Origin of the sequence: Streptomyces sp. NRRL B-24085, from assembly GCF_001282115.1 — a bacterium.
Lineage (GTDB): Bacteria > Actinomycetota > Actinomycetes > Streptomycetales > Streptomycetaceae > Streptomyces.
In genome coordinates this window covers 14,874-33,103 of sequence record NZ_LJBR01000067.1, presented here as the reverse complement: position 1 = coordinate 33,103, position 18,230 = coordinate 14,874, and the positions used below count along the sequence as shown (strand labels likewise).

Below are 18,230 nucleotides of genomic sequence, written 5' to 3'. Positions count from 1 at the left end.
TGCTCACTTCGTGATCCGATTCGAGTCACACATGGGGAGGATCTCGACACTGTGGGGTAGTGAATGAAGCAAATCCGTTCCCAGAATGGTCAGTTGTGGTGCTGAATAGGAAGTGCGGGGATACGCAACGGCGCACGCCCGGTTCAGCGGCAGGGGCGTGCGCCAACTGGCGGCTGGAAGGGGTTTGTTCGTGCCTGCTTTCCCACACAGCACCACATCGACGCCGACGGCGATCGCGGTTCCACCGTCGCTCTCCCTCCCGGTGATCGAGGCAGCGTTTCCCAGGCAACTGCATCCGTATTGGCCCAGGCTCCAGGAGAAGACCCGGACCTGGCTTCTGGAAAAACGGCTCATGCCGGCGGACAAGGTTGCCGAATATGCCGACGGACTGTGCTACACGGACCTCATGGCGGGGTACTACCTCGGTGCCCCCGACGAGGTCCTCCAGGCGATAGCGGACTACAGCGCGTGGTTCTTCGTCTGGGACGACCGGCACGACCGTGACATCGTCCACCGCCGTCCGGGCGCGTGGCGGCGGCTGAGGTTCCGGTTGCACGCGGCGCTCGACTCGCCACGGGACCACCTGCACCACGAGGATCCGCTGGTCGCCGCCTTCGCCGACAGCATGGTGCGGCTGTACTCGTTCCTGCCGCAGACGTGGAACACCCGGTTCGCCGGGCACTTCCACGACGTGATCGAGGCCTACGACCGGGAATTCCGCAATCGCACCAAGGGAGTCATCCCCACGGTCGAGGAATACCTGGCACTGCGCCGCCTCACCTTCGCGCACTGGATCTGGACGGATCTGCTGGAGGCGAGCGCGGGGTGTGAACTCCCGGAGTGGGTGCGGAAAAACTCGGCATACCGGCGGGCGGCGCTGCTGAGCCAGGAATTCGCCGCCTGGTACAACGACCTCTGTTCACTCCCCAAGGAAATAGCGGGAGATGAGGTCCACAATCTCGGCATCAGTCTCATCAAGCACGAGGGGCTGACCCTCGAAGAGGCGGTCCGGGAAATACGGCGGCTGATCGAGAAATGCGTGGACGCATTCCTCGTGGCCGAGTCCGACGCCCTTCGGTTCGCCGCCGGTCTCGATGACGGCACCGTGCGGGGAAAGGAACTGAGCACCGCCGTCCGGGCCTGCGTCCGCAATATGCGCAACTGGTTCAGCACCGTCTACTGGTTCCACCACGAGTCCGGCCGTTACATGGTCGAAAGCTGGGACGACCGGTCCACGCCCCCGTACGTCAACAACGAAGCGGCAGGTGAGAAATGACCGTCGAATCCGTGAAACCCGGAACCACGATGGCTCCCGGGTCGGGTGAGCCGCCGATCGCAGGCGGGGGCGTCCCCGTCCTCGGCCACGGCCTGCGCCTGGCCCGCGACCCGCTGACCTTCCTGGCCGGGCTGCGGCGGCACGGGGACGTCGTCCGCCTCCGGCTCGGCCCCAAGACGGTGTACGCGCCCACCACCCCGGAACTGACCGGGGCCGTGGCCCTCAACCCCGACTTCATCATCGCCGGGCCGCTGTGGGAGTCCCTGGAGGGGCTGGTCGGCAAGGAAGGCGTGGCCACCGCGAACGGCCCCCAGCACCGGCGTCAGCGGCGCATCATCCAGCCCGCGTTCCGGCTCGACGCGATACCGGCGTACGGGCCGATCATGGAGGAGGAGGCGCAGGCCCTGGCCGAGCGCTGGCAGCCCGGCGAGACGGTCGACGCCACCCTGGAGTCCTTCCGGGTGGCCGTGCGGATCGCGGCCCGCTGTCTGCTGCGCGGCGACTACATGGACGAGCGCGCCGAGCGGCTGTGTGTCGCGCTCACGACCGTCTTCCGGGGGATGTACCGGCGGATGGTGATACCCGCGGGTCCGCTGTACCGACTGCCGCTGCCGGCCAACCTCGCATTCAACCGCGCGTTGGCCGATCTGCATCTCGTGGTCGACGAGATCGTTGCCGAACGCCGGGCATCCGGTCAAAAGCCGGACGATTTGCTGACGGCATTGCTGGAGGCCAAGGACGCGAATGGCGACCCCATAGGTGAACAGGAGATCCACGACCAGGTCGTCGCGATACTCACCCCCGGCGGCGAAACCGTCGCGTCCACGATCATGTGGCTGCTTCAGGTGCTCGCCGAACATCCGGAACACGCGGACAAGGTGTGTGCGGAAGTCGAATCGGTCACCGGTGGCCGTCCCGTGGCATTCGAGGACGTACGGTCTCTCAGGTACACGAACTATGTAGTGGTCGAGACCATGCGTTTGTGGCCGGCGGTATGGATATTGACGCGGCGGGCGGTACGGGACACCGAACTCGGTGGCTATCGCATTCCGGCCGGGGCCGACATCGTCTACAGCCCGTACGCGATCCAGCGCGATGCGAAGTCCTTCGACGACAGCGCCGCTTTCGACCCGCTGCGCTGGAGTCCCGAACGGGCCAAGTCGGTTCCGAAACACGCCATGAGCCCGTTCAGCACCGGCAACCGCAAGTGCCCGAGCGACCACTTCTCGATGGCCCAGCTCACGCTGCTCACGGCGGCGCTGGCCCGGAAGTACCGCTTCGAGCAGGCGCCCGGCTCGGACGACACCCCCCGGCCGGGCATCACCCTGCGGCCGAACCGGCTCCTGGTGCGGCCGGTGCCCCGGTGACCGGTCAGGCCGCCTCCGGCCCCTGGAAGGTGCGCCGGTAGGCGTTCGGGGTGGTGCCCACCGCGCGCAGGAACTGGTGGCGCAGCGCGGCCGCGGTGCCGAACCCGGTACGGCCCGCGATCGCGTCCACCGTCTCGTCCGTCGCCTCCAGCAGCCGCTGGGCCAGCAGCACGCGCTGGCGCAGGATCCAGCGGTAGGGAGTCGTCCCCGTCTCCTGCTGGAAGCGGCGGGCGAAGGTGCGCGGGGACATGTGCGCGCGCTCGGCGAGCTGCTCGACGGTGACCTCCTCGTCAAGGTGCTGCTCCATCCACACGAGCACCTCGCCGACGGTGTCGCACTTGGACCGGGGCAGCGGCCGCTCGATGTACTGCGCCTGGCCGCCGTCCCGGTGCGGCGGTACGACCATGCGCCGGGCGATCTTGTTGGCGACCTCGGTGCCCTGTTCCTTGCGCACGATGTGCAGACAGGCGTCGATGCCGGCGGCGGTGCCCGCGGAGGTGATCACCGGGTCCTCGTCGACGTAGAGGACGTCCGGCTCGACGGTCAGCCGGGGGTACGCACGCGCCAGTTCCTCCGCGTGGTGCCAGTGCACGGTGCAGCGCCGGCCGTCGAGCAGGCCGGCCGCGGCGAGCACGAAGACGCCGGAGCACACGCTGAGCACCCGGGCCCCGCGGCCGACCGCGCTCCGCAGCGCCTCGAGCAGCTCGGGCGGGAAGTCCCGCGTCTCGTAGCCGGCGCAGGCCGGCACGGTGATCAGGTCGGCCGACTCCAGCCGCTCCAGGCCGTGTTCGACGTGCAGGGCGAAGCCCGACCGGGAGGACAGCCGGGGGCCCTCGGCCGAGACGACCGCGAAGTCGTACACGGGCAGTCCGTCGTCACTGCGGTCGGTCCCGAAGACCTCGCAGACGACACCGAGCTCGAAGGGGTTCACACCGTCCAGGACGACGGCGGCCACGTTCTCCAGCATGCTGCCAGTGTGCCTCACAGCTGGCAGTAAATCGAGGGTGTGCGGCAGTCCTGCCACTGTTTGTAAGGAGTCTGCGGCGCGACAGTAGTGACATGACCTCAGCGCAGACAGAAGGACTGATCGCCATGCTGACTGTTTTCGCCATCTTCGTCCTCCTGATCCTCCCCTCGGTGATCGGGATCGTGCACGACAAGCGCGTCGACCGTCAGATCAGGAAGGCACGCGAGTACCGGGCCGCACACCGGACCGCTCGAACGGTCTAATCTCTCCTGGATCAACAGGGGAGGAACATGAGACACAGACTGTGGGCCGTGGCAGGCGGGGCGGCAGCCCTGACCCTGCTCACGGCCACCGGCGCCCATGCCGAGGGCGAGGGTGACATCAGGGTCACCAGGACCGTCGTGAACAAGGGCAACAGCGTCATCGTCGGGACGGCCAGGGTCATCGACTACCCGGTCGCCATCACGATCAAGGACGACTCGGGGGTCAAGGGGCTCTCGCACGTCAGCACCTACAGCATGTCCGCTCACGAAGGCGGTGGCTTCGCCGAGTGGGTCGGCAGCTCGTGCGTGAAGAAGTCGTCGACCACCTCGGTGTGCACGGCCACGATGAGGATCACCCCGGAGTGGATCCCCGGCTACAGCGACGCCGACAGCAACAAGTCCGCCGGTACTTGGGCGGTCAACGCCACCGTCAAGGCGAACGACGGCGACTACTGGATCTCGGATCGCATCGCCGAGTACAGGGTCAAGCGCGCCGCCCAGCTCACCACGGACGCGACCCCGGAACCCGTCGCCAAGGGTGCCAAGCTCACCGTCAAGGGCAAGCTCTCCCGGGCCAACTGGGAGGACCTGAAGTACCACGGCTACCCGGGCCAGTCCGTCAGGCTCCAGTTCCGCGCGGCCGGCGCCGCCCACTACGCCACGGTCAAGACCGTGAAGACCGACAACCTGGGCCGGCTCAGCACCACGGTGACCGCCACGTCGGCCGGCAGCTGGCGCTGGTACTTCCCCGGCACCACGACGACCTCGCTGAAGGTGTCGGCCGGGGACGCGGTCGCGCTCAGGTGACCAGCACGGTGACCCGCCACTCCTGAACGCCCTTGCAGGAGACCCGGCCGGTCCCGGTCGCGCACAGGGGACGCTGGGAACTCAGCTCCGTCCGGCCGGCCGAGACCGCCTCGTACGCGGCACTCGCGTCCCCCGGCAGCAGGACGATCCCGCTGTTGGCGGCCTCCAGGCCGCCGCCCTCGACGGCGACCGGTTCCCAGGGGCGGCTCCTCGTGCCGTCCAGCGATACGCGGACGGTGTCGCCCACCGCGAGGCACACCGTGCTGCCGTTGTCACCGGCGTCCAGCTCCCCGCCGGGCGCGCACTCCGGTGACGGTGAGGACGACGGTGACGCGGACGAGGGCGACGACGAGGGCGACGGCGACACGGTGTCGCCGCCGCCCCCTTCGTTTCCGGCCTCGGTCCCGCACCCCGCGAGCAGCAGGGTCAGTGCCGCCAGGGCGAGGGCGGTGCGGTGGGTCGCAGGGCGCATGGGGTGGCCTCCTCGTCGATGAGACGTGCCGCACGCGTACCCGGATCCACCGAGTTTTGAAGCGAACCCGTCAGAAATCCTCGTCCAGGTCGACCGTGCCCTCCACGGCCACCTGGTACGCGGACGGACGCCGCTCGAAGAAGTTGGTCAGCTCCTGGACGCCCTGGAGCTCCATGAAGGAGAACGGGTTCTCCGAGCCGTACACCGGGGCGAAACCGAGGCGCGTCAGACGCTGGTCGGCGACGCACTCCAGGTACTGCCGCATCGACTCGGTGTTCATGCCCGGCAGGCCGTCGCCGCACAGGTCCCGGGCGAACTGGAGCTCCGCCTCGACCGCCTCCGCCAGCATGTCGGTGACCTGCTGCTGGAGCCGGTCGTCGAAGAGCTCGGGCTCCTCCTTGCGGACGGTGTCGACCACGTCGAAGGCGAACGACATGTGCATGGTCTCGTCGCGGAACACCCAGTTGGTGCCGGTCGCCAGGCCGTGCAGCAGACCCCGGCTGCGGAACCAGTAGACGTAGGCGAAGGCGCCGTAGAAGAAGAGGCCCTCGATGCACGCGGCGAAGCAGATCAGGTTGAGCAGGAAGCGGCGGCGGTCGGCCTGGGACTCCAGGCGGTCCAGCTTCTCGACCTCGTTGATCCACTTGAAGCAGAACTCGGCCTTCTCGCGGATCGAGGGGATGTTCTCGACGGCGTCGAAGGCCGCCGCCCGGTCCTGCGGGTCGGGGAGGTAGGTGTCCAGGAGTGTCAGATAGAACTGGACGTGGACGGCCTCCTCGAAGAGCTGCCTGCTCAGGTACAGGCGCGCCTCGGGGGAGTTGATGTGCTTGTACAGGGTCAGCACCAGGTTGTTCGCCACGATCGAGTCGCCCGTCGCGAAGAACGCGACCAGCCGGCCGATCAGGTGCTGCTCCGCCGGGGACAGCTTCGCCAGGTCGGCGACGTCCGAGTGGAGGTCGACCTCCTCGACGGTCCAGGTGTTCTTGATCGCGTCCCGGTAGCGCTCGTAGAAGTCCGGGTAGCGCATGGGGCGCAGGGTCAGCTCGAAGCCCGGGTCGAGCAGGTTCTGGGTGGTGGACATCACTGGCAGGCCTCGCAGGACTCGGGGTTTTCCAGGGAGCAGGCGACGGCGTCGGCGGTCTGCTGGACCGGCACCGGGGCCGATGCCTGAGCGGCACGCGCGATACGGGTCGCCGGGCGCGAGCGCAGGTAGTACGTCGTCTTCAGCCCGGACTTCCAGGCGTACGCGTACATCGAGGAGAGCTTGCCGATGGTCGGCGTCTCCAGGAACAGGTTCAGGGACTGGGACTGGTCGAGGAACGGGGTCCGCGCCGCCGCCATGTCGATCAGGCCGCGCTGCGGGATCTCCCACGCCGTCCGGTACAGCGCCCGTACGTCCTCGGGGATCCACGCGAAGTCCTGCACCGAGCCGTTCGCCTCGCGCAGCGCCTCACGGGTGCGGGCGTCCCAGACGCCCAGTGCCTTGAGGTCGTTCACCAGATAGGAGTTGACCTGGAGGAACTCGCCGGACAGAGTCTCGCGCTTGAACAGGTTGGAGACCTGCGGCTCGATGCACTCGTACACCCCGGCGATCGAGGCGATGGTGGCCGTGGGCGCGATGGCGAGCAGCAGGCTGTTGCGCAGGCCCGTGGTGGCCATGCGCTCGCGCAGCGCCGCCCAGCGCTCGGGCCAGGCGAGGTCCGTGGCGTAGTGGTCCGGGTGCAGGACACCCTGTGCCGTACGGGTCTTCTCCCAGGCGGGCAGCGGGCCGTTGCGCTCGGCGAGGTCGGCGGAGGCCTCGTAGGCGGCGAGCATGATCCGCTCGGCGATCCGGGTGGAGAGCGCCTTGGCCTCGGGGGAGTCGAAGGGCAGCCGCAGCTGGAAGAAGACGTCCTGGAGGCCCATCGCGCCCAGGCCGACCGGGCGCCACTTGGCGTTGGACCGTCCGGCCTGCTCGGTCGGGTAGAAGTTGATGTCGACGACCCGGTCGAGGAAGGTCACGGCGGTGCGGACGGTGGCGTCCAGCCGCTCCCAGTCGATGTCGGCGGTCGCCGTGTCGACGAACGCCCCGAGGTTCACCGACCCCAGGTTGCAGACCGCCGTCTCCCCGTCGTCCGTGACCTCCAGGATCTCCGTGCACAGATTGGAGGAGTGGACCGTGTGGCCGGGCAGGGCCGTCTGGTTGGCGGTGCGGTTGGCGGCGTCCTTGAAGGTCATCCAGCCGTTGCCGGTCTGCGCGAGGGTGCGCATCATCCGGCCGTAGAGGTCACGGGCGGGGATGGTCTTCTTCGCGAGCCCCTTTCGCTCGGCCGCCCGGTACGCCGTGTCGAACTCCTCGCCCCACAGGTCGACCAGCTCGGGCACGTCGGCCGGCGAGAAGAGGGACCAGTCGGCGTCCGCGTTCACCCGGCGCATGAACTCGTCCGGCACCCAGTGCGCGAGGTTCAGGTTGTGCGTACGGCGGGCGTCCTCACCGGTGTTGTCCCGCAGCTCCAGGAACTCCTCGATGTCGGAGTGCCAGGTCTCCAGGTAGACCGCGGCCGCGCCCTTGCGCCGGCCGCCCTGGTTCACGGCGGCGACACTCGCGTCCAGCGTCTTCAGGAACGGGACGATGCCGTTGGAGTGCCCGTTGGTGCCGCGGATCAGCGAACCGCGGGAGCGGATGCGGGAGTACGCGATGCCGATGCCTCCGGCGTGCTTCGAGAGGCGGGCGACCTGGTGGTAGCGGTCGTAGATGGAGTCGAGCTCGTCCTTCGGGGAGTCCAGGAGGTAGCAGGACGACATCTGGGGGTGCCGTGTGCCGGAGTTGAAGAGGGTGGGGGAGGAGGGGAGGTAGTCGAGGCGGCTCATGAGGCCGTAGAGCGCGGCGACCTCGTCCAGGGCGTGCACGGTGTCGTCCTCGGCGAGGCCGGCGGCCACCCGGAGCATGAAGTGCTGGGGCGTCTCGATGACCTTGCGGGTTATCGGGTGCCGCAGCAGGTACCTGCTGTGCAGGGTGCGCAGGCCGAAGTAGCCGAAGCGGTCGTCGGCCCCGGTGTCGACCAGCGCGTCGAGCCGCTCGCCGTGGACCCGCACGAACTCCGCGGTCCGGTCGGCGATCAGGCCCTCGCGGTGGCCGACGGCGACCGACCCGGTGAACGAGGTGACGCCCTGCGAGGCGGCCTCGGCCGCGATGCCGATGGTCAGCAGCCGGGCCGCCAGCCTGCTGTAGGCGGGGTCCTCGGAGATGAGACCGGCCGCCGCCTCGGTGGCCAGCTCGCGCAGCTCCGCGATCATCTCGGCGGAGGTCCCCCGCGCGGACCGGCCGCGCAGCGCGGCGGCGGCGACTCGTCCCGGGTCGGTGTCGGGGAGGTCGGCGGTCAGCGCGGTCAGGGTCCGCAGCAGGGCGGTTCCGGGACCGTCCTCGTCCACCGGGGTGGTCGCTGAAGCCGGATCGGCCGGCGCGATGGTCACGTGGGGCTCTCCCTCGCTGGGCACGGGGCCTTGAGGGCAGGGGGCAGCACACGAGCGCGCACGGCGTCGCGTCCACCGGCCCATTCCACGAGGCCCGGACGTCGGAACACCCGGGCCACTGCGGCCGGGCGTACTGTCGGCAGGTCCTCGGACTGACGCTCATGTGCGGCTATGCACGCATGAGTACACCGTTGCGGGACAGTTCCGGATTCACACCGGATTCCCCTGCGGCGACAGCGAGCATGAGCATACATCTTGTGCCGGGTGAGGAAAGCAGGCCCATATGTTGTGTCGCGGTGACTTCAGAGCGTCAACTTGTAGGTGAGGAGCGTGAAGTCGTCGCCGGGCACCGGATGCCAGTCGCGCTCGGGAACGCGGAGGAAGCCGAGCCGCTCGTAGAGGCGGTGGGCCGTGTGCATGGTGGGCTGGGTGCACAGGACGAGGTCCGAGCCCGAGGCCGCCGCGCGGTCGACGCAGGCCCGCACGAGGGCCTGTCCGACGCCTCTGCCGCGGGCCTCGTGGGCCACGGCGAGCATGCGGATCTCCGCCTCTCCGGGGCGGGCGAGCTCGGCCAGGGGGCCGCCGGAGGGGACGTAGGTGACTCCGCCGAGGATCCGGTCGTCCGCCGCGGCCACCAGGACCTCTGCGGTTTCCGCTCGCTGGGCCACGTTCTTGAGTTCCTGGAAGTACCAGTCGTCCTTGCCGCCGAAGGCCAGGAGGCCGTCGTTCAGGTAGGCGTGGGCGGTGATCTCGCCGAGGGGCTCGTAGTCGGTGGGTTCTGCGGGGCGGATCAGTATGTCCATGCGGGTGAGTGTGCACGAAAGCGGGCCGCCGAGGGGGGTGCTCTCGGTGGCCCGCTGCCGGTTCGTCGTGGCTGGTCGCGCCCACGGGGCGGAGCCGCACATCGATGCAGCCCCGCGCCCCTCAGGAGTTAGTGCGAGGTACCTGCTGTCGCGGGCGGAAGCTCCACCTCCACCCCCGGGTCGCCCGCGTCCGCCGTGTAGTCCTCCGGGCGGGTCTCGTCCACGCCGTCAGGGGCCTTGGCCGCCTTCAGGACGAAGGTCAGGACCACGGTGACCAGGACGTTGAGCACGAACGCCGTCAGGCCGATGTAGCCGATCTCGCCGATGCCCGGGATCTCCTTCGCCGAGCCGCCGAAGTGCTTCTGGGTCGGGGAGGCGACGCCGTACGCGGCGACCGTGCCGTAGACCATGCCGACCGCCCAGCCGGCGAGCAGGGCCCAGCGGTGGAACCAGCGGGTGAACAGGCCGCCGACCAGGGCCGGGAAGGTCTGGAGGATCCAGATGCCGCCCAGGAGCTGGAAGTTGATGGCGACGGTCTTGTCCATCGTCAGGACGAAGACCAGAGCGCCCACCTTCACCAGCAGGGACACCAGCTTGGAGACCTTCGTCTCCTGGGCCGGGGTCGCGTCCGGCTTGATGAAGTCCTTGTAGATGTTGCGGGTGAACAGGTTCGCGGCCGCGATGGACATGATGGCCGCCGGGACGAGCGCCCCGATGCCGATCGCCGCGAAGGCCACGCCCGCGAACCAGTCCGGGAACATGTCCTCGAAGAGCTGCGGGATCGCCAGCTGCGGGTTGGTCACCTTGACGCCGGCCGCGATCGCCATGAAGCCGAGCAGCGCGAGCAGGCCCAGCATCAGGGAGTACAGCGGCAGGATCGTGGTGTTGCGGCGGATCACCTCACGGCTGCGGGAGGAGAGCGTCGCGGTGATCGAGTGCGGGTACATGAACAGCGCGAGCGCGGAGCCCAGCGCCAGCGTGGCGTAGGTCCACTGACCGGCCTCCAGCGGGACCAGTCCGCCCGCCTTGGCCGCCGTGTACTTGTCGCTCGCCGCGCCGAAGACGTCGTCGAAGCCGCCCAGTTTGATCGGGATGTAGATGATCGCCACCGCGATGACGACGTAGATCAGCGTGTCCTTCACGAACGCGATCAGCGCGGGGGCCCTGAGGCCCGAGGAGTACGTGTAGGCCGCGAGGACACCGAAGGCGATCAGCAGCGGGAGGTCCTTGACGAACCAGTTGGTGTTCTCGCCGCCGCCGACGCCCATGACGTCCAGGACGGCCTGGATGCCGACCAGTTGGAGCGCGATGTACGGCATGGTCGCGAGGATGCCGGTGATGGCCACCGCCAGCGACAGGCCCTTGGAGCCGAAGCGGCCGCGCACGAAGTCCGAGGTCGTCACGTATCCGTGCTTGTGGGAGACCGACCACAGGCGGGGCAGGAACGTGAAGATCAGCGGGTAGACGAGGATGGTGTACGGCACCGCGAAGAAGCCGGCCGCGCCCGCCGCGTAGATCGCCGCGGGGACCGCGACGAAGGTGTACGCCGTGTAGAGGTCGCCGCCCAGCAGGAACCAGGTGATCCAGGTGCCGAACGACCGGCCGCCCAGGCCCCATTCGTCCAGCGAGTGCTCGTTCTCGGCCTTGCGCCAGCGCGCGGCCAGGAAGCCCATGACCGTGACGGCGAGGAAGAAGAGGATGAAGACGGTGAGAGCCACACCGTTGACGCCGTCGTTCACTTGGTGCCTCCCCGGCGGGCGCGCTGGTCACGCTGCCAGAGCTGGTAGGCGATCATCGTCAGCGCGGTGGAGATCAGCACCCACAGCATCTGGTACCAGTAGAAGAACGGGATGCCGATGAACGTGGGGTCGACCTTGGCGTACGAGCCGACCCACAGCATCGCCACGAACGGCGCGAGCAGGCAGAGGGCGATCACCACCCGTACCGGTGTCACCACCGGTGGTCTCACTTCAGGTGCATCCGACATTGCGTGACTCCGTCCCCTCGCTGATCACCTGTAACGCGCAGGCAATGTAGGTCACGGCGTCACGTGAGCGGAAGACCTCGTCCGCATATCGGTATGTCGATTCTGTGAAGCAGCAGGATCGGCATCAGCAGCACCGGAAGCCCTGTCGGGGATCACCTTCCTGACGGGCGGTTCTCATCCGTTCGAACGCCCGCCGGGTCGGCACGGGTGCCTGCGGGTGGTCCTTGCGCACATGGGCCACATAGCGGTCGTACGCCGACTCGTCGGTCAGCTCGCGCACGTACCAGCGGACGGCCCTACACGCCCGTCGGAGCGACCGCATCGCGGGCCTCCTCCTTCTCCGCGCGGGTCGGGACCAGCCCGGCCGGGGCCACGATTTTCGACTCGACGTACGGCGCCTCGCTGAGCGTGGACAGCGCGGGGCGGCGGACGTGCCGGACGCAGACCCGCAGGGCGTCGGCGATCACCACCACGATCAGCAGGGCGAGGACGGCCGTCAGGATGCCGTCGACGGTGGAGTTGGTGACCACGGTGTGCATGTCGTCCATGCTCTTGGCGGGCGGCAGCACCTTGCCGTCGTCGATGGCGTCCTGGAACACCGAGCGCTGCTTGAAGAAGCCGACCTTGGGGTCGCTGGAGAACACCTTCTGGAAGCTGGCCGTGAGCGTCACGGTCGCATCCCAGGCGAGCGGGACCCCGGTGATCCAGGCCCACTTGAGGCGCCCCGACTTCACCAGCAGGGTGGTGCAGACGGCCAGGGCGACCGCGGCGAGCAGTTGGTTGGAGATGCCGAAGACCGGGAAGAGCTGGTTGATCCCGCCGAGCGGTTCGTGGACGCCGACCCACAGGAAGTAGCCCCACAGCGCGCAGACGACCGCGCTGGTGAGGACCAGTCCCGGCTTCCAGCTGATGTTCCTGAACGGCCGGTACACGTTGCCCAGCATGTCCTGGAGCATGAACCGCCCCACCCGCGTGCCGGCGTCCAGGGCGGTCAGGATGAAGAGCGCCTCGAACATGATCGCGAAGTGGTACCAGAAGGCCCGGAGGCTTCCGCCGGTGACCTCGGAGAAGATCTCCGAGACGCCGACGGCGAGGGTCGGGGCGCCGCCGGTGCGGGAGAGCAGGCTCGCCTCCTCGACGTTCTTCGCCGCCTGGGCGAGCTCGGCGGGGGAGATGGAGTAGCCCCAGCCCGTCACGACCTGCGAGGCGCTCTCCACCGTCGTGCCGATCGCGCCGGCGGGGGCGTTCATCGCGAAGTACAGCCCCGGGTCGATGATGCTCGCCGCGACCAGCGCCATGATCGCGACCGACGACTCCATCAGCATGGAGCCGTAGCCGATCATCCGGACCTGCGTCTCCTTCTGGATCATCTTCGGCGTCGTGCCGCTCGATATCAGGGAGTGGAAGCCGGACAGGGCGCCGCAGGCGATGGTGATGAAGACGAAGGGGAACAGCGAGCCCGCGAAGACCGGGCCGTCGCCGCGCGAGGCGAAGTCCGTCACCGCGTCCATCCTCAGCGTGGGCAGCGCGACGACGACCCCGAGGGCGAGCAGCGCGATCGTGCCGATCTTCATGAAGGTGGAGAGGTAGTCGCGGGGCGCGAGGAGCATCCACACCGGCAGGATCGACGCGATGAAGCCGTACGCCACCAGCCAGACGACCAGGGTGGCGGGCGCGAGGGTGAAGGCGCCGGCCCAGGAGGACTCGGCGACCCAGCGGCCGGCGACCAGCGCGAGCAGCAGCAGCCCCACGCCGATGAGGGAGACCTCGGCCACCCGGCCGGGGCGCAGGACGCGCAGGTAGAAGCCCATCAGCAGGGCGATCGGGATCGTCATCGCGATGGAGAAGGTGCCCCACGGGGAGGCCGCGAGGGCGTTGACGATGACCAGGGCCAGCACCCCGAGCAGGATGATCATGATGGCGAAGGCGGCGATCAGCGCGGCCGCGCCGCCGAACGGGCCGATCTCCTCGCGGGCCATCTGCCCGAGCGAACGGCCGTCCCTGCGGGTGGAGAAGAACAGCACCACCATGTCCTGGACCGCACCCGCGAAGATGACGCCCGCGATGATCCAGATGGTGCCGGGGAGGTATCCCATCTGCGCGGCGAGGACCGGGCCGACCAGCGGTCCCGCCCCGGCGATCGCGGCGAAGTGGTGGCCGAGCAGGACCCGGCGGTCGGTGGGGTGGAAGTCGATGCCGTTGTCGAGGCGTTCGGCCGGGGTGGCCCTGGTCCCGTCGACCTTCAGGACCCTGTGCGCGATGAACTTCGCGTAGAAGCGGTAGCCGATCGCGTACGACCCGAGGGCGGCCGCGACCATCCAGGCGGCGGAGACGTCCTCGCCGCGGGCGAGCGCGAGCACGGACCAGCCGGCCGCGCCGACCAGGGCGACGAGGGTCCAGATGACGATGGTTCGGACGTTCGCGGTACGCACGGGGCGGTCCTCCCGTCCAGACGGAGTCGGGAGGACCGTAGAGCAGGAAGCGTGGTTGCGCCACACCGCGTGCGGTACCGAAAAGGGCCCTAGTCGACGGGCCGCTTCAGGCGGGCCACGAACTTGTACCGGTCGCCCCGGTACACCGACCGCACCCACTCCACCGGCTCGCCCGTCTTGTCGAACGAGTGGCGGGACAGCATCAGCATCGGCAGGCCCACGTCGGTGCCGAGCAGACCGGCCTCGCGCGGAGTGGCCAGGGAGGTCTCGATGGTCTCCTCGGCCTCCGCGAGGTGGACGTCGTAGACCTCGGCCAGGGCCGTGTAGAGGGACGTGTACTTGACGAGGGACCTGCGCAGGGCCGGGAAGCGCTTGGCGGAGAGGTGGGTCGTCTCGATGGCCATCGGCTCGGCGTTGGCCATGCGCAGGCGCTCGATGCGCAGGACGCGGCCGCCGGCGGTGATGTCGAGGAGCTCGGCGAGGCGGTCGTCGGCGGTGATGTAGCCGATGTCGAGGAGCTGCGAGGTGGGTTCGAGGCCCTGGGCGCGCATGTCCTCCGTGTAGGAGGTCAGTTGCAGGGCCTGGGAGACCTTCGGCTTGGCGACGAAGGTGCCCTTGCCCTGGATGCGCTCCAGACGACCCTCGACGACCAGTTCCTGGAGGGCCTGGCGCACGGTGGTGCGGGAGGTGTCGAACTCGGCGGCGAGGGTGCGCTCGGGCGGTACCGGGGTGCCGGGCGACTGCGTCTCCGTCATGTCGAGCAGGTGCTTCTTCAGGCGGTAGTACTTGGGCACGCGCGCGGTACGGACGCCTGCCCCGCCCTCGGTCTCCGCACTGCTGACGTCGCTGCTCATGGTCTGCCTTCCCGGCTCCGGATGCGGGTCACATCGTGATCCCTTCTGTATACCGTCGCCACCTCTTTTGGTCTAGTCCACAGAGGTGAGTGGTCTAGCGGACGAGAGTACTCCGGTGCCGCTCTTTTCGCTGGCTTCTTTAGTAATGGTTCCTGCATATGTAGCTCGTATAACGGCTGGTCAGGGCCGTTTCGAGCACCCTTGACAGGCTTCCTGGTCTGGTCCAAGCTCCCCCTACTGGTCTACACCATTGGTCCAGGTCCCGGCCTGTGGGCGGGGGGTGTGGGCATCCCTGAGGAGGGTGGCGTGAAGCGCAAGCTTGCAGCCGCGATCGGTATCGCGGGCATGGTGGTCTCCGTCGCGGCGTGCGGTGGCAGCGACAGCGGAAGTTCGGACAACGGCGGCGCGGACGCCAAGGAGCTGACCGTCTGGCTCACCGTCGACGCCCAGAACAACTGGCCCGAGCTGGTGAAGGCGGCGGACGCCGCGGTGCAGAAGAAGCACCCCGGAATCAAGATCAACCACGAGTACTACGGCTGGCCGGACAAGAACACCAAGCTCGACGCGGTCCTCGCCACCGACCAGGCCCCCGACGTGGTCGAGATGGGCAACACCGAGATGCTCGGCTACATGGTCAAGGGCGCCTTCGCGCCCCTGGACACGGCCAAGTTCACCAACTCCTCGGCCTGGCTCGACGGCCTCAAGGCCTCGGTGACCTACGACGGCAAGGTGTACGGCGTCCCGTACTACGCGGGCGGCCGGGTCGGGAACTGGCGCAAGGACGTCTTCGCCTCGGTCGGCGTCAAGTCCACCCCGAAGACCTACGCGGAGCTCACCGCCGCCCTGGACAAGGTCCAGAAGAAGGAGGGCGACAAGTTCTCCGCCTGGTACCAGCCCACCCGTGACTGGTACGCGGCCATGTCCTTCGTCTACGACGCCGGCGGCTCCATCGCGGTCGAGTCGGGCGGCCAGTGGAAGGCCAACCTCTCCTCGCCGGAGTCCGTCAAGGGCCTCACCGAGTTCAAGAACGTCGTCGACAAGTACATGCACGGCGACAAGACCAAGGACGAGTCCGACCGCTACATCGTCTACGGCCAGGGCAAGTCCGGCATGATCTTCGGCGCGGCCTGGGAGGGGGCGACCTCGGCCGACCCGAAGAACGACAAGACCGGCAAGCTCAAGGACAACCTCGAGAACTTCGTGGTGCCGGGTCCGTCCGGCAAGAACATGCCCGTCTTCCTGGGCGGTTCGGACCTCGCCGTCCCGGTGAAGTCCAAGGCGCAGGCAGTCGCCGCCGAGTGGATCAACGCCTTCACCGGTCCCTCCGGGCAGAAGGGCCTGATGGCCAAGGGCAACCTGCCCAACAACAAGACCGACCTCGCCACCCTGAAGAACGACCCGGCGACCGTCGTCCCGGCCACCGCGGCCGAGTCCAACTGGTTCGTGCCCATGGCGCCCGGCTGGGGCCAGGTCGAGAAGGCGCAGGTCCTGCAGACCATGCTCCAGAACATCGGCACCGGCAAGAAGTCGGTCGAGGCCGCCGCGAAGGACGCGGACGCCGCGATCGACAAGGTCATCAACAACAAGTGACCGCAGGCAGGGCCCCGTTGAGACCGGCGGGGCCCTGCTTCCCGTACGGCCGTGCGGGCTTCGCATTCGTACGGCCGTACGGGCTTCGCTTCGTACGACCAGAGGGACCGCTGAGGAGCGCGCCATGAGTGCCGCAGACACCACCACGCCCACCGAGGTGCCGCCGCCGATGTCGGTACCACCGCCGTCCAGGCCGGCCCCGCCCGGCAGAAAGCGGACCTCCCACGCCACCCCCTGGCTGTTGCTCGCGCCCTGCCTGCTGATCCTGGTGCTGGTCCTCGGCTACCCGCTGGTCCGCCTGGTCGGGCTGTCCTTCCAGAAGTTCGGGCAGTCCCAGCTCTGGGGCTTCCAGCCCGCCGAGTGGGTCGCCTTCGACAACTTCACGGGCGTGCTGGGCGACGGCGAGTTCTGGGCGGTCGTCGTACGGACCGTCGTCTTCGCAGCCGGCTGCGTCATCTTCACGATGGTCGCGGGCATGCTGATCGCCCTGCTGCTCCAGCGGGTCTCCGGCTGGGTGAAGACCCTCGTCAACATCGCCCTGGTGGCGAGCTGGGGCATGCCGATCATCGTCGCCACCACGGTCTTCAAGTGGCTGTTCGACGCGGACTACGGCATCCTCAACGCCCTGCTCAGCAAGTTGCCCGGCGTCGAGATGATCGGCCACAACTGGTTCGCGAGCGGCCCCCAGGGCCTGGCCGTGATCATGCTGCTCGTGGTGTGGGGCGCGGTGCCCTTCGTCGTCATCACCCTCAGCGCCGGACTCACCCAGGTCCCGGCGGAACTGGAGGAGGCGGCCAGGCTGGACGGCGCCAGCGCCTGGGGCGTCTTCCGGTACGTCACCGTGCCCGTCCTCAAGCCGATCATCGTGATGCTCACGACCCTCTCGGTGATCTGGGACATGGGCGTCTTCCCGCAGGTGTTCGTGATGCGCAACGGCCACCCGGAGCAGGAGTTCCAGCTCCTGACCACCTACTCCTACGACCGCGCCTTCGTGGTCAACGACTACGCGCAGGGCTCGGCGATCGCCCTCATCACCGTGGTGCTGCTGCTCGGGGTCGTCGCCGTCTACATGCGGCAGATGCTGAAGATCGGAGAGGTCGAATGAGCGCACTCGCCCCGGCCGGAGGCCGTCGCCGCCGGAAGTCCAAGGCCGGCTGGAACCTCCTCGGCCTCCTCGTCTTCCTGACGGCCGGCTTCCCCGTCTACTGGATGCTCAACACCGCGTTCAAGCCGGCGAAGGACGCGATCGACCCGGACCCGAGCCTGCTGCCGACCGGCATCACGTTCTCCAACTTCAGCCGCGCGCTGGACATCGCCGACTTCTGGGGCCCGGTCGGCCGCAGTCTGATCGTCTCCCTGGCGGTCGTGGCCATCGGCATCCTCGTCGGCACGCTCGGCGCCCTCGCCATCTCCCGCTTCTCCTTCCGCGGCCGGAAGATCGTGATCGTGGGCATCCTGGCGGTCCAGATGGTCCCGCTCGTCGCGATGATCATCCCGGTCTTCCTGCTCCTGAACGACCTCGACCAGTACGACAAGCTGTCCGGCCTGATCATCACCTATCTGACCTTCATCCTCCCCTTCACGGTGTGGACGCTGCGCGGTTTCATCGTCAACATCCCCAAGGAGCTGGAGGAGGCGGCGATGGTCGACGGCTGTTCCCCCACCGGCGCCTTCATGCGGGTGGTCTTCCCGCTGCTGGCCCCCGGCATGGTCGCCACCTCGGTCTACGGCTTCATCCAGGCCTGGAACGAGTACCTGTACGCCCTCATGCTGCTCAGCCAGAAGAACCAGACCGCGACCGTATGGCTCGGCAACTTCACCACCAAACACGGCACCGAATACGCCCCGATGATGGCCGGTTCCACCATGATGGCCGTGCCGATCGTGGTCCTCTTCCTCCTCGTCCAGCGCAAGATGGCCGCGGGTCTCACCGCGGGCGCCGTGAAGGGATAACGCCCC

At 68.4% G+C, this 18,230-nt stretch carries 17 protein-coding genes and 1 riboswitch; of the genes, 7 read left to right on the top strand and 10 right to left on the bottom strand.

Features of this window, described 5'->3' with window-relative positions; all coding sequences use genetic code 11:
• Positions 1–190: 190 nt before the first annotated feature.
• Both cyc1 and AOJ26_RS10235 read left to right on the top strand, forming a co-directional pair.
• Positions 191–1,276: an epi-isozizaene synthase gene (gene cyc1, locus AOJ26_RS10240; protein WP_086724091.1), complete on the top strand. Its 1,086-nt coding sequence runs from the start codon at positions 191–193 to the stop codon at positions 1,274–1,276.
• Positions 1,273–2,643, top strand: coding sequence for a cytochrome P450 (locus AOJ26_RS10235; RefSeq protein WP_053847913.1), 1,371 nt, complete (start codon positions 1,273–1,275; stop codon positions 2,641–2,643). Before cyc1 ends, AOJ26_RS10235 begins: the two co-directional genes overlap by 4 nt.
• 4 nt (positions 2,644–2,647) lie before the next feature.
• On the opposite strand, the gene AOJ26_RS10230 is transcribed toward AOJ26_RS10235, so the two are convergent.
• Positions 2,648–3,610 (bottom strand): GlxA family transcriptional regulator, encoded by a 963-nt coding sequence (locus AOJ26_RS10230; protein WP_053847912.1) that lies wholly within the window; start codon positions 3,608–3,610, stop codon positions 2,648–2,650.
• Between the two features lie 92 nt (positions 3,611–3,702).
• Between AOJ26_RS10230 and AOJ26_RS43440 the strand changes: the two genes are divergently transcribed.
• Entirely contained in the window at positions 3,703–3,873 is a 171-nt protein-coding gene (locus AOJ26_RS43440) for a hypothetical protein (protein ID WP_159044255.1), read from the top strand.
• A 27-nt stretch (positions 3,874–3,900) separates the two neighbouring features.
• Positions 3,901–4,680 carry a hypothetical protein gene (locus AOJ26_RS10225; RefSeq protein ID WP_179200267.1) on the top strand — a complete coding sequence of 260 codons (780 nt, stop codon included), beginning with the start codon at positions 3,901–3,903 and terminating at the stop codon, positions 4,678–4,680.
• Here AOJ26_RS10225 and AOJ26_RS10220 read toward each other — a convergent pair.
• The 9 genes from AOJ26_RS10220 to AOJ26_RS10180 all read right to left on the bottom strand — a co-directional run bounded on the left by AOJ26_RS10220 (position 4,673) and on the right by AOJ26_RS10180 (position 14,681).
• A complete protein-coding gene (locus tag AOJ26_RS10220; protein ID WP_053847910.1) occupies positions 4,673–5,152 on the bottom strand; it encodes a hypothetical protein in 480 nt (159 codons plus the stop codon). The genes AOJ26_RS10225 and AOJ26_RS10220 overlap by 8 nt on opposite strands.
• 70 nt (positions 5,153–5,222) lie before the next feature.
• The gene (locus AOJ26_RS10215; RefSeq protein ID WP_179200266.1) at positions 5,223–6,233 is read right to left on the bottom strand and encodes a ribonucleotide-diphosphate reductase subunit beta; all 1,011 of its coding nucleotides are present in this window, start codon (positions 6,231–6,233) and stop codon (positions 5,223–5,225) included.
• A complete protein-coding gene (locus AOJ26_RS10210; protein WP_053847908.1) occupies positions 6,233–8,605 on the bottom strand; it encodes a ribonucleoside-diphosphate reductase subunit alpha in 2,373 nt (790 codons plus the stop codon). The genes AOJ26_RS10215 and AOJ26_RS10210 overlap by 1 nt, the downstream gene beginning before the upstream one ends.
• A gap of 120 nt (positions 8,606–8,725) precedes the next feature.
• Positions 8,726–8,885, bottom strand: a riboswitch (cobalamin riboswitch).
• Between the two features lie 22 nt (positions 8,886–8,907).
• Positions 8,908–9,408, bottom strand: coding sequence for a GNAT family N-acetyltransferase (locus AOJ26_RS10205; protein WP_053847940.1), 501 nt, complete (start codon positions 9,406–9,408; stop codon positions 8,908–8,910).
• Positions 9,409–9,536: 128 nt separating this feature from the next.
• Positions 9,537–11,147, bottom strand: a complete 1,611-nt coding sequence (gene mctP, locus AOJ26_RS10200) for a monocarboxylate uptake permease MctP (RefSeq protein WP_053847907.1) — start codon at positions 11,145–11,147, stop codon at positions 9,537–9,539.
• Positions 11,144–11,395, bottom strand: a complete 252-nt coding sequence (locus tag AOJ26_RS10195; protein ID WP_053847906.1) for a DUF3311 domain-containing protein — start codon at positions 11,393–11,395, stop codon at positions 11,144–11,146. The genes mctP and AOJ26_RS10195 overlap by 4 nt, the downstream gene beginning before the upstream one ends.
• Before the next feature lie 124 nt (positions 11,396–11,519).
• Positions 11,520–11,717 (bottom strand): YbdD/YjiX family protein, encoded by a 198-nt coding sequence (locus tag AOJ26_RS10190; protein ID WP_053847905.1) that lies wholly within the window; start codon positions 11,715–11,717, stop codon positions 11,520–11,522.
• The gene (locus tag AOJ26_RS10185) at positions 11,692–13,827 is read right to left on the bottom strand and encodes a carbon starvation CstA family protein (protein ID WP_053847904.1); all 2,136 of its coding nucleotides are present in this window, start codon (positions 13,825–13,827) and stop codon (positions 11,692–11,694) included. The genes AOJ26_RS10190 and AOJ26_RS10185 overlap by 26 nt, the downstream gene beginning before the upstream one ends.
• Positions 13,828–13,916: 89 nt before the next feature.
• The gene (locus AOJ26_RS10180) at positions 13,917–14,681 is read right to left on the bottom strand and encodes a GntR family transcriptional regulator (protein ID WP_053847903.1); all 765 of its coding nucleotides are present in this window, start codon (positions 14,679–14,681) and stop codon (positions 13,917–13,919) included.
• A 306-nt stretch (positions 14,682–14,987) separates the two neighbouring features.
• Between AOJ26_RS10180 and AOJ26_RS10175 the strand changes: the two genes are divergently transcribed.
• The 3 genes from AOJ26_RS10175 to AOJ26_RS10165 all read left to right on the top strand — a co-directional run bounded on the left by AOJ26_RS10175 (position 14,988) and on the right by AOJ26_RS10165 (position 18,224).
• Positions 14,988–16,271, top strand: coding sequence for an extracellular solute-binding protein (locus tag AOJ26_RS10175; protein ID WP_053847902.1), 1,284 nt, complete (start codon positions 14,988–14,990; stop codon positions 16,269–16,271).
• Positions 16,272–16,395: 124 nt separating this feature from the next.
• Positions 16,396–17,376 carry a carbohydrate ABC transporter permease gene (locus tag AOJ26_RS10170; protein ID WP_053847901.1) on the top strand — a complete coding sequence of 327 codons (981 nt, stop codon included), beginning with the start codon at positions 16,396–16,398 and terminating at the stop codon, positions 17,374–17,376.
• Positions 17,373–18,224 carry a carbohydrate ABC transporter permease gene (locus AOJ26_RS10165; protein ID WP_053847900.1) on the top strand — a complete coding sequence of 284 codons (852 nt, stop codon included), beginning with the start codon at positions 17,373–17,375 and terminating at the stop codon, positions 18,222–18,224. Before AOJ26_RS10170 ends, AOJ26_RS10165 begins: the two co-directional genes overlap by 4 nt.
• Positions 18,225–18,230: the final 6 nt, after the last annotated feature.